This window comes from Caulobacter sp. D5 (genome assembly GCF_003185805.1).
GTDB lineage: Bacteria > Pseudomonadota > Alphaproteobacteria > Caulobacterales > Caulobacteraceae > Caulobacter.
Window position 1 is genome coordinate 1 of sequence record NZ_QHJY01000305.1, and the last position, 14,125, is coordinate 14,125.

9 protein-coding genes and 1 tRNA gene are annotated in these 14,125 nt (G+C 67.2%); 7 read left to right on the top strand and 3 right to left on the bottom strand.

The window, feature by feature from the left end; genetic code table 11:
- Positions 1–162: 162 nt before the first annotated feature.
- From DMC18_RS18690 to DMC18_RS18700, 3 genes are all read left to right on the top strand, one after another.
- Positions 163–414 carry a GlsB/YeaQ/YmgE family stress response membrane protein gene (locus DMC18_RS18690; RefSeq protein WP_110119265.1) on the top strand — a complete coding sequence of 84 codons (252 nt, stop codon included), beginning with the start codon at positions 163–165 and terminating at the stop codon, positions 412–414.
- 14 nt (positions 415–428) lie between these two features.
- Positions 429–1,739 carry a sorbosone dehydrogenase family protein gene (locus DMC18_RS18695; protein ID WP_110119266.1) on the top strand — a complete coding sequence of 437 codons (1,311 nt, stop codon included), beginning with the start codon at positions 429–431 and terminating at the stop codon, positions 1,737–1,739.
- A gap of 402 nt (positions 1,740–2,141) precedes the next feature.
- On the top strand, positions 2,142–5,087 hold the full coding sequence (locus tag DMC18_RS18700; RefSeq protein ID WP_158285933.1) for a TonB-dependent siderophore receptor: 2,946 nt from the start codon (positions 2,142–2,144) through the stop codon (positions 5,085–5,087).
- 161 nt (positions 5,088–5,248) lie between these two features.
- Here the strand turns inward: DMC18_RS18700 and typA are convergent, their stop codons facing one another.
- Positions 5,249–7,084 carry a translational GTPase TypA gene (gene typA / locus DMC18_RS18705; protein ID WP_110119268.1) on the bottom strand — a complete coding sequence of 612 codons (1,836 nt, stop codon included), beginning with the start codon at positions 7,082–7,084 and terminating at the stop codon, positions 5,249–5,251.
- Positions 7,085–7,619: 535 nt separating this feature from the next.
- The gene (locus tag DMC18_RS18710; RefSeq protein WP_110133197.1) at positions 7,620–8,552 is read right to left on the bottom strand and encodes an N-formylglutamate amidohydrolase; all 933 of its coding nucleotides are present in this window, start codon (positions 8,550–8,552) and stop codon (positions 7,620–7,622) included.
- A gap of 150 nt (positions 8,553–8,702) precedes the next feature.
- On the opposite strand from DMC18_RS18710, the gene cpdR reads away from it, so the two are divergent.
- The 4 genes from cpdR (at position 8,703) to DMC18_RS18730 (ending at position 10,400) form a co-directional block, all read left to right on the top strand.
- Positions 8,703–9,059: a cell cycle two-component system response regulator CpdR gene (cpdR, locus tag DMC18_RS18715; protein ID WP_110119269.1), complete on the top strand. Its 357-nt coding sequence runs from the start codon at positions 8,703–8,705 to the stop codon at positions 9,057–9,059.
- A 131-nt stretch (positions 9,060–9,190) separates the two neighbouring features.
- Positions 9,191–9,265: transfer RNA gene (locus tag DMC18_RS18720), tRNA-Val, on the top strand.
- Between the two features lie 83 nt (positions 9,266–9,348).
- On the top strand, positions 9,349–9,642 hold the full coding sequence (locus DMC18_RS18725; protein WP_110133198.1) for a tyrosine-type recombinase/integrase: 294 nt from the start codon (positions 9,349–9,351) through the stop codon (positions 9,640–9,642).
- Positions 9,643–9,671: 29 nt separating this feature from the next.
- Positions 9,672–10,400 (top strand): hypothetical protein, encoded by a 729-nt coding sequence (locus DMC18_RS18730; protein WP_110119271.1) that lies wholly within the window; start codon positions 9,672–9,674, stop codon positions 10,398–10,400.
- A gap of 414 nt (positions 10,401–10,814) precedes the next feature.
- Here DMC18_RS18730 and DMC18_RS26140 read toward each other — a convergent pair.
- On the bottom strand, positions 10,815–14,125 hold a 3,311-nt coding region (locus tag DMC18_RS26140; RefSeq protein WP_158285934.1), incomplete at its 5' end, for an autotransporter outer membrane beta-barrel domain-containing protein.

Consider the following 14,125-nt stretch of genomic DNA (forward strand, 5'->3'; position numbering starts at 1 on the left):
CTGGGCCACCTCCCCCAGAGGGGGAGGATTTAGCCGCCCAGATGCTCCCCCTCTGGGGTAGCTGTCGCGGAGCGACTGAGGGGGCCGCCGCAGGCGGCAGGCAACCTCTGCCGCACCCTACGCATTTTCCTGACACCCGAGGGCGAACAGGAGAATGACGGCATGAACGGCGTGGGTTTCATCGGCGCGATCATCATCGGCGTCTTCGCCGGCTGGCTGGCCGAGAAGATCATGAAGCGCGATCATGGGCTGCTGACCAATCTGGTGGTCGGCCTGGTAGGCTCGCTGATCGGCGCCTTCCTGGCGAGCATGGTGGGTCTGGGGGCGACTGGATGGCTGGGCAGCCTGGTGATCTCGACGATCGGCGCGGTGGTGCTGCTGGCCCTGCTCGGTCTTTTCCGCCGACGCGCCTGAGGGGGCGCTCCAACATGAAGCGCGTCCTGACCGCCGCCGCGGCCCTTGCCCTGCTGGGCGTCGCGGCCTGCGGCGAGCGGGCCAGGCTCGACGTCGCCGCCGGCACGGGTCCCAATCCCCAGCTGCCGGCCCCGAAGAAGACCCTGCTGCCGACGCTGAACATCGCGCCGGCCAAGGGCTGGCCGGAAGGCGCGACGCCGAAGCCGGCGCAAGGCCTGGCGGTCAGGGCCTTCGCCGACAAGCTAGACCATCCGCGCTGGATCCAGGTCCTGCCCAATGGCGACGTGCTGGTGGCCGAGACCAACGCCCCGCCCAAGCCCGAGGACAGCAAGGGCCTGAAGGCCAAGATCGAGGCCGTCGTCATGAAGCGGGCGGGGGCGGCGACCAAGAGCGCCAACCGCATCACCCTGCTGCGCGACACCGACGGCGACGGCGTGGCCGACCTGCGCGCCACCTTCCTGTCGGGGCTGAACTCGCCGTTCGGCATGGCCGTCGTCGGCGACGCCTTCTACGTGGCCGACACCGACGCGGTGCTGCGCTTCCCCTACAAAGGCGGCGAGACGACGATCACGGCCAAGGGCGTGCGGGTCACCGACCTGCCGGCCGGGCCGCGCAATCACCATTGGACCAAGAGCCTGATCGCCAGCCCCGACGGCAAGCGGCTCTACGCCACCGTCGGCTCCAACAGCAACGTCGCCGAGAACGGCATGGCGGCCGAGGAGGGGCGGGCGGCGATCTGGGAGATCGATCTGGCGACCGGCGCCAAGCGCCTGTTCGCCGGCGGCCTGCGCAATCCCAACGGCATGGGCTGGGAGAGCTCCACCGGCGCCCTGTGGACCGTGGTCAACGAGCGCGACGAGATCGGCAGCGATCTCGTGCCCGACTACCTGACCTCGGTGAAGGACGGCGGCTTCTACGGCTGGCCCTACAGCTATTACGGCGGCCATGTCGACAAGCGGGTCGCGCCGCAGCGGCCTGACCTGGTGGCCCGGGCCATCGTTCCCGACTACGCGCTGGGGCCGCACACCGCCTCGCTGGGCCTGACCTTCGATGCGGCCTCCGCCCTGCCGGCGCCGTTCAGGGGCGGGGCCTTCATCGGCCAGCACGGTTCGTGGAACCGCAGGCCCCACAGCGGCTACAAGGTGATCTTCGTGCCCTTCGCCGGCGGCAAGCCGTCGGGTCCGCCGCGCGACGTGCTGACCGGCTTCCTCAACGACGAGGGCGAGGCCCTGGGCCGTCCGGTCGGCGTGGCCTTCGACGCCAAGGGCGCGCTGCTGGTCGCCGACGACGTGGGGAACGTCATCTGGCGGGTGACGCCGCGCTGACGATTCCATTGCGCGGTCCGGCGCCCAAAAGACGAGCGCTTTCGGCGCGTGGCGATGCGACCTTTGCGCGTGTTGATCGTCATCGCAATCCATGATGACCCATAAGATTCCATAGATTTCGAATATCGATGTCGTCGGTACGATAAGCATATCTATGAAGAGGCATATTTTTCCCCGCAGAGATAACGGCTGAACTGTGACGGACTAGTGTCCGCCCTTCGTTCGTTTGTGGCCGTATCTTGCCGTGAACGGCGGCTTTGGCGGGGATTTTGGGGAAATTCCACAGACGTGGGGTGCGTTGTCGCTTCCCGATCGTCCGTGGCATCTTAAAGCACCCGCCATGGCGGAGGCTTCGCGAGGGGCGAAGTTTCCATGCAAACTCTCCATGGGGGCATATTTTTAATGCTGGACCGTAAGTTGCTGTTGGCCTCGTCGGTAATCGCGGGCCTCGGCCTCGCACCCGTCGGCGCCTGGGCTCAGACCCAGACTCAAAACAAGACCAAGGCCGCCGCGCCGGCGCCCGCCGAAGACGAGGTCGAGGCGGTGGTCGTCACCGGTTCGCGCCTGAAGCAGAACGCCTACAACAGCGCCTCGCCGATCCAGGTGATCACGTCCGACCAGGCGTCGCTGGAAGGCCTGATCGACACCACGGCCATCATCCAGGGCTCGTCGATCGCCAGCGGCTCGTTCCAGGTCGGCAACGAGCTGACCGGCTACAACATCACCGGCGGTCCGGGCGTGAACTCGATCTCGCTGCGCGGCCTGGGCGCCAACCGCACCCTGGTGCTGCTGGACGGCCACCGCATCGCGCCGTCGGGCGTGCGCGGCCAGGTCGGCCCGACCGACCTGAACACCATCCCCAACGCCGTCGTCGAGCGCGTCGAGATCCTGAAGGACGGCGCCTCGTCGATCTACGGCTCGGACGCCGTGGCCGGCGTCGTGAACTACATCACCAAGAAGGATTTCGACGGCGGCAAGATCAAGCTGTACGGTAACGCCCCGTTCAGCAGCGGCGGCGGCGGCAACCAGTACACGGCCGAAGCGCTGTGGGGTAAGACCTTCAGCCGCGGCTACGTCAACGTCACCGGCAGCTACTACAAGCAGAACGCCCTGCGTCGCGGCGACCGCGAATACACCAGCTGCGCCAGCGAAAACTACTACAACCTGCAGACCGGCGCGCGCCTCGACTACACCGATCCGGTGACCGGCGGCCTCAAGTGCTACAACCAGCTGAACAACGTGATCTCCACGAGCGTCGGCTACCTGCAGTACAAGCAGGACGGTCTCGACTACAGCTACGCGGGCAACAACAGCACCTTCGCCGGCCTGGCCCGGGTCGCCCGCGCAAACTACGCCGAGAGCTACCGCTACGCCAACTACGACTCGGCGGCCTGGCAGCGCGCCACCGTCATCAGCCCGGTCGAGCGCTACAGCCTGTACGTCAAGGGCGGCTACGACATCTCCGACTCGGTCGAGGCCTATGGCGAGGTGCTCTACAACCGCCGCAACTCCGAGCAGGACGGCGCGCGTCAGCTCTACGCCACCCTGGCCTCGACCAACCCGAACAATACCCTGGGCGCGGCCGCCGGTACGGTCCAGCCGGTCATCTCGGTGGCCTATGACTCGATCCAGAAGGTCGACTACTACCATGGCCTGGGCGGTATCCGGGGCGACCTGCGCAGCCTGAGCGACACCAAGCTCGACTTCCTGAAGTCGTGGAGCTGGGACGTCTACGCCCAGTACGGCAAGTCGGACGGCACCTACTCGGTCAGCACGATCAACGCCGACGCCGTCGCCGCCACCATGGCCGCCGGTTCGACGAACTACTGCGTCCAGTCGATGGTGACGATCTCGGGCGGCGACTGCTCGACTCTGCCCAACGGCATTCCGTGGCTGAGCCAGCGCGTCCTGTCGGGCAACTTCACGGCCGCCGAAAAGGCTTTCCTGTTCGGCGTCGACGTCGGCCACACCGTCTACGAGCAGTGGATGGGCGAGGCCTCGGCCACGGGCGACCTCTTCACCCTGCCGGCCGGCACGGTCAGCGCCGCCGTCGGCGTCTCGTTCCGCAAGGACGACTTCGACGACACCCCCGGCGTCGCCTCGCTGAAGAACAACAACCTCAACCTGACCCAGGCGGGCCACACCGCCGGCCACGACGCGACGACCGAGGCCTTCATCGAGATCGAGGCCCCGCTGCTGCGTGACCTGCCGTTCGTGCACAGCCTCGACCTGACCGTGTCGGGCCGTCACACCGAGGTCGACAGCTACGGCGACAACGACGTCTACAAGATCGGCCTGAACTGGCGGATCACGCCCTCGTGGCGCCTGCGCCTGTCGGACGGCACCTCGTTCCGCGCCCCGTCGCTGTACGAGCTCTACCTGGCCAACCAGAGCGGCTACACCACCGCCGATCCCTGCATCCTGTGGGGCAGCAGCGGCGTCAGCGCCACGATCCAGGCCAACTGCGCGGCCCAGGGCGTGTCCAGCTCGCAGACCACCTACACCAGCCTCGTCTACACCGGCGGCGGCTCGGGCAACCTGAAGGCCGAAACCTCGGAATCGAAGATCGCCGGGATCGTCTGGACGCCGCAGTTCATCAACCTGCAGGTGGCCGTCGACTATTCCGAGATCGACATCGACAACGAGATCACCCAGTTCGGCGCGGCCAATATCGCCGAGCGCTGCTACGAGTCGGTGAACCTCACGAGCGCCTTCTGCTCGCTGGTCTCGCGCGACGCCTCGACGAACCGCCTGATCGTCCACAACAACTACGTCAACGTGGCCGAACAGAAGAACCGTGCGCTCGACCTCAACGTCGACTACCGCCACCACTTCCCGGCCGGCGACCTGTCGTTCCACAGCGAGTTCACCTGGCAGTTGCAGGACACGACCAAGCTGTTCGGCGACAGCGATGAGGACGACTACAACGGCTCGACCTACATCTACGACGGTCCGGACTTCTCGGGCCGGATGAACCTGAGCTTCCGCCACGAGGACTGGACCATCAACTGGACCACCTCGATCACCGGCAAGGGCTCCGACGCCGAACTGGCCGGCGACACCGTCGCCTCCAGCAAGTACGCGTCCTCGACGAACTACGACTACGTGTCCGGCGGCGTCTACTACAAGTACGTCGGCCGCAAGTACCACACCGAGTTCATGGCCTATCACGACGTCTCGTTCCGCAAGACGATCGACGACAAGACCACCCTGACCTTCGGCGTGCAGAACGTGTTCGACGAGGCGCCGCCCTCGATCTCGAGCAGCTACCGCGTCGGCAATTCCGAGGTGTGGGGCTACGACCTGAAGGGCCGAAAGGGCTTCGTTTCGGTCGAGCGTTCCTGGTAACGGCGGGGCCGGATCCTTCCGGTTTCGCAAGAGGGGCGGCGGACTTCGGTCCGCCGCCCTTTTTCTGGCCGCTTCTTCACCGCCCAAGGGGCAAAGAAAAAGGCCGCCGACCCTGGGGTCGGCGGCCTCTTCATGTCCAGGTCCCCGAAGGGCCAGGAAGACTAGTCTTCCTTGACGCGCTTCTTGCGGAACGACGGGTTCAGGATCTGCTTGCGCAGGCGGATGTTCTTCGGGGTCACTTCCACCAGCTCGTCTTCCTCGATGTAGGCGATGGCCTGCTCGAGGGTCATCTTGCGCGGCGGGGTCAGGCGGATCGACTCGTCCTTGCCCGAGGCGCGGACGTTGGTCAGCTGCTTGGCCTTCATCGGATTGACGTCCATGTCATCCTGACGAGCGTTCTCGCCGATGATCATGCCGAGATAGGTCTTCTCGCCGGCGCCGACGAACATGGTGCCGCGCTCTTCCAGGTTCCACAGCGCGTAGGCCGCGGTTTCACCGTCCGAGTTGCTGATCAGCACGCCCTTGCGCTGCTGGTCGATGGCGCCCTTGTAGCCCTCGTAGTGGCTGAACACGCGGTTCAGCACGCCCGAGCCGCGGGTGTCGGTCAGGAACTCGCCCTGGTAACCGATCAGCGAGCGCGAGGGGGCGGTCAGCTGGATGCGGGTCTTGCCTGCGCCCGACGGACCCATGTCGCGCAGCTCGGCCTTACGGAGCGACAGCTTCTCGATGACGATGCCCGAGAACTCGTCGTCGACGTCGATCATGACGTCTTCCATCGGCTCCAGGCGCTTGCCGGTTTCCGGATCGGTCTGGAACACGACGCGCGGACGCGAGATCGAGACCTCGAAGCCTTCGCGACGCATGTTCTCGATCAGGACGCCCAGCTGCAGTTCGCCGCGACCCGACACTTCATAAGCATCGCCTTCGCTGGTCTCGGTCACCTTGATGGCGACGTTCGACTCGGCTTCCTTCAGCAGGCGGTCGCGGATGACGCGCGACTGGACCTTGTCGCCTTCGCGGCCGGCCAGCGGGCTGTCGTTGACCGAGACGGTCATCGAGATGGTCGGCGGATCGATCGGCTGGGCCGGCAGGGCGTCGGTGACTTCCATCGCGCACAGGGTGTCGGCGACGGTGGCCTTGGACATGCCGGCGATGGCGACGATATCGCCCGCTTCCGCGCCTTCATCGACGGGCTGACGCTTCAGGCCGCGGAAGGCCAGCACCTTGGTGATGCGGCCGCGCTCGATTTCCTTGCCGTTGCGGTCGAGGGCGTGGATGGCCATGCCGGGGACGGCCTTGCCGCTCTCGATGCGGCCGGTCAGCAGGCGGCCCAGGAACGGATCGCTTTCGATCAGCACGTTCAGGATCTGGAACGGCTCGTCCTTCTTGGCGATCTGCTTGGGTTCCGGCACGTGGCGGACGATCAGGTCGAACAACGGGCCGAGGTTGTCGCTGGGCACGTTCATGTCCAGCGTGGCCCAGCCGGCGCGGCCCGAGGCGTAGATGTGCGGGAAGTCCAGCTGCTCGTCCGTGGCGCCGATGGCGGCGAACAGGTCGAAGGCGGCGTTGTGCACGCGGTCCGGATCGGCGTGGGCGCGGTCGACCTTGTTGATGCAGAGGATGGGCTTGAGGCCCATCTTCAGCGCCTTGGTGAGCACGAACTTGGTCTGCGGCATGACGCCTTCTTCGGCGTCGATCAGCAGGACGCAGCCGTCCACCATGCCGAGGATCCGTTCGACCTCGCCGCCGAAGTCGGCGTGTCCGGGGGTGTCGATGATGTTGATGCGGGTTTCGCCCGCTTCACCGTTCCACAGGACGCTGGTGCACTTGGCCAGGATGGTGATGCCGCGTTCGCGCTCCTGGTCGTTGGAGTCCATGGCGCGTTCGGTCGTCGCCTCGTTGGCGCGGAACACGCCAGACTGGGCCAGCAGCTGGTCGACGAGGGTGGTCTTGCCATGATCGACGTGCGCGATGATGGCGATATTTCGCATGGACATGGGAGGACGGCGGGCTTTCGGAGAAAAATCGGATGAGACGCTGCGCGCGTCAGGCGCGCGGCTTTTACGCGACTGCGCTGCGTTTATCCACCCCGCCCAGACGACGCCTTATGTCGCGGTTACCGGTGTCACGCCGCAAACCCTTATTCCTACCGGGTTTGGGGTGGTTTCTGGCGGTTGTCGTTTCTTGGGCAACTAATTGTGCAGCGCAGCAATGCCTAATTTATAGTCAAGCTTGGAGATCGATGTTCTCCGATCCTTGCTGTGCAAAGGGTTGCTACCGGATGTCGCAGAAAATTCGACAACGTTGTCCAACTTTCCGCTTGCCCGATTTCGCAGCGCACCCTATAAACAAGGGGTGAGGCGGCGCTGCCGCTTCTGCCCTTCCTGGGCGTTTCCTCCCTAATGAACTAGCCCGGCCTTACCGCCGGGCTTTTTTTTGGCCCGAAGCCGGCGAGGCGCGATTTTGCAAGCCTTTGCGGCGGTTTGCGGGCGTTTGACCCGTGACTGGCCGTTTTCGCGGGCCGCGAGGGCGCTATTTCAGGCCCGACCAGTCGGCCCCGGCCAGCAGGACCGTCAGTTTTTCGACATGCGCCGTCAGCGTCGCCAGGCCTTCGGTCGGCTCGCGGGTCGTCTCGTTCATATAGAGCGAGCGGTTGATCTCGATCTGCAGGGCGTGGGTGCGCCGGGCGGGGCGGCCGTAGTGTTCTGTGGTGTAGCCGCCGGCGTAGGGGGCGTTGCGGGCCACCCTGTATCCCATCTCCTCCAGCGCCTGCTCGACCAGCTTGGTCAGTTCGGGCGCGCAGGCCGCGCCGAAGCGGTCGCCCAGCACGATGTCGCACGGACCGCCGCCGCGGGCCCGCGAACCGCGCGCCGCCGCCGCGGGCATCGAATGCCAGTCGATCAGCACCGCCAGGCCGTGGGCGGCCCGCGCCTGGGCCAGCAGGCGGGTCAGCATGTCGTGATAGGGGCGGTGGGCGCGCTCGACCCGGGCCTTGGCCTCGTCGAAGGTCAGCTTGCGGGCGTAGATCGGCCGCCCGTCCGCCACCCGGGCGATGGCCCCCAGGCCGGCGGCGACCCGGGCGGTGCGGCCGCGGGCGAACTCCGGCAGGTCGCCGTCGAACATCGCCGGGTCCATCTCCCACGGGTCGCGGTTGAGATCGATATAGGCCCGCGCCAGCCGCGCCCGGATGGTCGAGATCCCTTGCGTCGGGGCCCCGGCGATCAGCCGGTCGACGAAGGCGTCCTCGGAGCCGCGCAGCACGTTCTCGGGCAGGCGGGCGGCGGCCATCATTTCCGGCGGGTACAGGGCCCCCGAATGGGGCGAGGCGAACACCAGGGGCGTCGGGGCGCTCTGGCCCTCCGGCGCGGCCCGCGCGGCCTCGTACGCCGGCTCGCGCCCCGGGGCGGCGGTCGCGCCGGCCTGGGGCGAAGCGGTGTCCGGGGTGATCGGGTCCCATGCGTTCATGCGTCACATAGTCGAGAACCCCGGGCTTGCGGTCAAATGTCCTCGCGCCCTGTCGTATCTGTGGACGGTCCGCGCCGGTTCACCGGCGATTTACCGTCCCGGGCCTAGATTCGGCTTTCCAGAGACGAGATCCAACGGACACTGACCGACATGGCCCGCATCCTCCTCGCCGAAGACGACGACTCGCTGCGCGGCTTCCTCGCCCGTGCGCTCGAACGCGCCGGCTTCGAAGTCACCGCCTGCGCCGACGGCGAAGAGGCGGTCGGCCACCTCGACCACCCGTGGGACCTGCTGCTGACCGACATCGTCATGCCCGGCATGGACGGCATCGAGGTGGCGCGCCAGGCGGCCGCCCGCGACCCGGACCTGCGCATCATGTTCATCACCGGTTTCGCCGCCGTGGCCCTGTCGGCCCAGGACCGCGCCCCCGCCGGCGCCAAGGTGCTGTCCAAGCCCGTCCACCTGCGCGACCTCGTCTCCGAAGTCGAAAAGATGATGGCTGCGTAAGGCTCCACAGCCTTCCGCAAAACTTCTCCGAAAAAGTTTCTTCGGCGGCTTGCGCCTCGGCCAAGCCGCCGCTATACCCCCACACCTTCCCGGCCGGGACGCCTCCTCGAGGCGCTTCGGATCGCTTCGGCGGACGCGTAGCTCAGCGGGAGAGCACTACGTTGACATCGTAGGGGTCACAGGTTCAATCCCTGTCGCGTCCACCATCCCTTCTCTTGAATTGATGCACTGATCAGCCTGCACGAAGACGTGGCGGCGCGCGATCGTTTGACTTGGAAACAGGTCCAGGTTGTTGCACCTTTCCCTAAACGGGAAGGGGCCGATTTTGGGCATGGTTTCAAGTCGGATTAGCGCGGTCGTTGCCGACTGCCGTAGCTCCGAGGTTTGCGTCGCCGACGCCGGCCTGCCGGCCGAGGTCACGCCCCACTGGCTCCGGCCCACCTGCGCCACCTGGCTGATGGAAGGCGATGTCGACCTCTGGGAAGCCTCCTCCTACCTGGGCATGAACCCCAAGGCGCTGATCCACAACTACAGCCATCACCGCCCGAGCCACCATGCACGCGCCGGAAAGGCGTTGGGATGACGTTCACATACTCTGGGCCTGGAGAGCCCATGGACAGCGCGGAACTGACCGTTGAGATTGCTAAGCAAATCGTCGAACTAGCCAAAGCGGCGTCGTGGCCGCTTGTCGTGATTGTCCTTGCGATAACATTTCGTCGGGAAATCAGGTCGCTCCTTAATCGGAAGTTCAAATTTAGTGGCCTTGGCGTCGCGGGGGAGTGGGGCGACGTAAATCAGCAGGCCGCTGAGCTTAAGGAGGAGGTGGCGGAGATTCAGAAAGAGAGTCCTGCGACACCAAGCATCGCACCTAAGCCTGAGGGTGACGCCGACGCCGCGGCAACAGCCGATGGGGAAGCGCTTGGCGATCCGGACCTGCCGCCGTCATCCCGCGCGCTCGACGAAGCGCCCGTTTTGTCGCCAACGAGAACGGGTTTGAAGTACGGGCTGCTAGTGCCTCCAAGTCCGTCAGCGTCGAACCGCATGATCTCAGCGTGGTCGCGGCTTGATTCCACGGTCGGCGAGGCCATTGCGCGCTATGGCTTGGATCCAGGCATTACAACACTGGAGATGTTGGGGAATCTCAATCTGACGAACGTGATTTCCGCTGACACGTTGAGGATGGCCGAGGAGGCAAACGCGATCGTCGCGCAGGTCATGCTGGGCGGCAAACTGATCAGCCATGCTGGCGCCCGCAAGTTTACGCAGTCAGTCGATGAAATCATCAAGCGGGTCAGAGTCGAGGCCAACTTGGATGCCACTCCGATTAAACCGCGCGATTAGGTGGCACTTCCCGGAAGCTTCCCAGAACGTGTGCCGACGGACGTGAACAAATCAGGGAGGTGGCGAACGCGAGTCCGTATAAAATCAGTAACTTAGCGCCTTGCCCGTACGTTGACATCGTAGGGGGTACAGGTTCAATCCCTTTCGCGTCGATCATCCCCTCTCTTGAAAATCAGAGACTTGCGCCGAGCGCGCTGACGCGTTCGATCGCGCCGCTTGGGCCGTGCTAATCTCCGCAGATCGTGCGGAGAATGAAGCCGCTATTCTCCGCACTCATTGCGCCTCAAGCGCCGACGGTCGTGCGTCAAAGAAAAAGCGCCGCGTTTCGGCGGCGCTTTCTGTGGGGCGCTGAGGCGACCCGATCTCAAGTTAAAGGCAGCGACGCGGCGTCCGTACGCCGCGTCGCTCCGGTCGTCAGTAGCGCAGGCGCAGGCCCAGCGAGGCGCCGGCTTCGCTGTAGGCGTCGTTGGCGCGCAGCTTGGCGTCGACGAAGCCGGTCCAGCCGCTCTTGCTGCGGCTCGACAGGTTGAAGCCGAACTCGCCATAGGCGCCGTCGAAGGCCTTGTCGGTGATCTTGAACGGCGCGCCGGCGCTGAGCAGGGTCACGTCGTTCTTGCCCTTCAGTTCGTCCACAACCCGCACCGAGACGGCGTAGCGGGTCGTCCAGGCCTCGCTGGGGGCCAGGACGCCGGTGATGCGGGCGCCGAGGCTGGCCCGCATGCTCTTGGCGTCCTCGAACCGGAAGGTCGAGCCCGCGGTCGAGACGTCGTCGATGCTGGTGTCGACATAGGTCACGCCGAGGCTCGGCTCGATCACCGCGCCGCCGAAGAACGGCCGGCGCAGGCCGGCCTCGACCGCGCCGCCGAGCGAGGTCACGTCGGCCTTCTGCTGGGTCCAGCCGGCCAGCTGCGAGGCGGCCAGCTTGGCGTTCAGCTGGCTGGCCGCGACCGTGGCCGAGACGAAGGTCCCGCCCGACAGCCAGCTGGCGTAGCCGCTCAGCACTGGGCCCTGCAGCTTGGTCAGGGTGTCGTACTGGTCGAAGCGGGCCTTGGCCTGGGCGTAGCCCAGCGCCGCGCCCCAGGCCAGGCCCCCGTCCGACGCGGCGTTGACGGCGTCGAAGCCGATCGTCGCGTTGGTGGAGTCCTGCTTGTAGGAGGCGTCGTAGGCGTAGGTGTTCGACAGCACGGTCAGCGACTGGCCGGTCTGGCGTTCGGCGCGGGCGGCGTCGGCCTTGAACCAGAAGCCGGTCTTGGCGGACGGCGCGTCGGCCTTGGCCGCCGGGTCCAGGGCGTCGCGCAGCTCGGCGTTGCGGGCGCCGCGGTCGGCCGCGCCGTGCCACAGGCCCTGGGCCTGGGCCGCCAGGGTGGCGAACTGGTAGGCCTGGGTCTTGGGGGCGCTGACCAGCACGGTTCCGGTCGAGGCGTTGGCCAGTTGGCTGAAGAACAGGCCCGGCTTGTCGATCGCCCCGCCGAAGATGGCGGCGTTGTACCAGGACGAGCCGCTGTCGAGCACGAAGTCGCCGGCGTGGGTGGTCCCCACGACGACGGCGGTCCCGGTCAGGTTCAGCGCGCCGAAGCCGCTGGCCCGGTCGGCGACCCGCACCTTGGTGACGCCCGAGGACGTCCCCACGGTCAGGGTGTCGGCCTTGCCGCCGGCGTTGAGGGCGGCGTCGATCGACAGCAGGGCCGCGCCCGAGCCGACATAGCTGGACCCGGTCGCCACGATGCTGTCGCCGACGACGCCGTTGGCCATCTCCAGCGTACCGCTGTTGGCGAAGCGCGTCAGGCTCTTGAGGACGAAGCTCGAGCCGCCGACGGCCACGGGGTTGAAGCCCACATAGACCGTGCCGCTGTTGGTCAGGACGTTGGTCCCGCCGCGGAAGTCGAAGGTGGTCAGGGCGCCCAGGGTGATCAGCTTGCCGGAGTTGCCGAAGGCGTCGTCGCCGGCCGCGAAGATCGACTCGCCGCCGGTCTCGAAGTTGGTGCCGGCGGCGCTGACCAGCTGGCCGCTGTCGGCGCCGGTCAGGGCCGAGAAATCGACCCGGCCGGCGATCGTGCCGCTGTTGTTGACCACGACCGAGCCGCCGGTGGCGCGCAGGGCCACGTCGTAGACCGAGCCGCTGACCGACTGGATCGTCGCGCCCGACGCCACGTTGAGGGTCGAGTGCTCGCCCTTGGCGGTGTCGAGGGTGATGACCGCCGAATTGGCGCTGTCGATCTTGCCGGCGATCACCGCGCCCGAGGCGATGTTGATCGTGCCGCCGCCGGTGGAGACGGCCTGGATGGCCGGGCCGCTGGCCGAGATCACGCTGCCCCCGATGTTCAGCTCCAGCCCGCCCGTGCCCGAGGTCGCCGCGATGCCGACGCCCGAGGCGCCGCTCACCGTCCCGGTGGTGGTCAGGCTGGTCGAGCCGGCGCCGCTGGTCGAGACGACCAGGCCCTGGGTCGAGCCGCTCACCGAGCCGGCGTTGACGACGCTGACGTCGCCGCCGGCCGATGAGACGACGAAGCCCGCCCCGTCGAAGCCGCGCACGACGGCCCCGGCGGCGGTGGTCACCGTCACCGTACCCGAACCGGTCGAGACCACCGAGGCGCCGATGTCGCCCTCGGCCACGCCGCCGGCGGCGGTGTAGGTGACGTCGCCCGCGCCTTCCACGACCACGCCGTAGGCGCCGGGATCGATGATCCCGCTGGTCGTGACGACGACCGCGCCCGTGCCGTGGTTGACGGCGTAGATGCCCGCGCTCTGCTGGCCCGAGCCCGGGGCGACATAGATGCCGCCGCTGGAGTTGATGACCAGGTCCTGCGAGCCGCCGAGGATCTCGGCGCGGATGCCCGTGCCGACCCAGCCGTTGTCGCCGGCCACGCCGATCGAGCCGGTCTGGTTGATGGTGATCGAGCCGGTGGCGGTGCTTGCATTGATGCCGACGGCCGCGCCGGGCGAGATGGTCCCGGTGGCGCCGGTGGTCACGGCGATGTCACCGGCCTCGGTGGTGGCCAGGATCCCCGTGCCCGCCGTGACGATGGCGGCGTTGTTGGCGATGGTGATGTCGCCGGCCCCGACCGTCGCGGCCGAGACGCCGACCGCGCCCTTCAGCGTGGTTCCGGCGGCCGTGGTGACGCTGGCGTTGCCGACGCCGCGCACCTGGGCGCGGATGGCCGCCTGGGCGCCCGTCACGTCGCCGCGGGTCTCGACGATCACCCCGCCGTTGGCCCCGCCGACGCCCGAGATCGCCTCGACGCCGTTATAGCCGCCCGACACCGCGCCGCGGGTCAGGATCGAGATCAGGGCCGCCTGGTCGCTTTCGGCGTAGACGCCGTCCCAGGTCGAGCCGCCCGTCCCGTTGTTGGCGATCGCCGAATTGGCGTCGATGACGATGTCGCCGCCGACGGTCTGGGCGCTGATCGCCGAGCCGCCGGTGGAGGTGACGGTCCCGGCCGAACGGATGGTCAGGCTGTTGTCGTTGCGGACGCCGAAGTTGACGCCGACCAGGCCGAAGGTGGAGGCGGCGTTCACATCGCCCGAGACGTCGATCAGCACCTTGCCGTCGGCGCCGGTCCCCTGGCTGGAGGCCACCACGCCGCGCGTGGCGGCGGTGACGTTGGTGGCGTAGACGCTGACGTCGCCCGAGCCGGTGGCGAACAGGCCCGTGCCGCCGGCGGCGTTGACCGCCCCGATGCGCTGGGTCGCAGAACCCAGCGACACGGCGGCCGAACCGCCGCGCA

Bases quoted from the DNA above. Each gene is read 5' to 3' on its own strand.
- DMC18_RS18690 (WP_110119265.1), top strand. From the start codon at position 163: ATGAACGGCGTGGGTTTCATCGGCGCGATCATCATCGGCGTCTTCGCC.
- DMC18_RS18695 (WP_110119266.1), top strand. From the start codon at position 429: ATGAAGCGCGTCCTGACCGCCGCCGCGGCCCTTGCCCTGCTGGGCGTC.
- DMC18_RS18700 (WP_158285933.1), top strand. From the start codon at position 2,142: ATGCTGGACCGTAAGTTGCTGTTGGCCTCGTCGGTAATCGCGGGCCTC.
- typA (WP_110119268.1), bottom strand. From the start codon at position 7,084: ATGTCCATGCGAAATATCGCCATCATCGCGCACGTCGATCATGGCAAG.
- DMC18_RS18710 (WP_110133197.1), bottom strand. From the start codon at position 8,552: ATGAACGCATGGGACCCGATCACCCCGGACACCGCTTCGCCCCAGGCC.
- cpdR (WP_110119269.1), top strand. From the start codon at position 8,703: ATGGCCCGCATCCTCCTCGCCGAAGACGACGACTCGCTGCGCGGCTTC.
- DMC18_RS18730 (WP_110119271.1), top strand. From the start codon at position 9,672: ATGGACAGCGCGGAACTGACCGTTGAGATTGCTAAGCAAATCGTCGAA.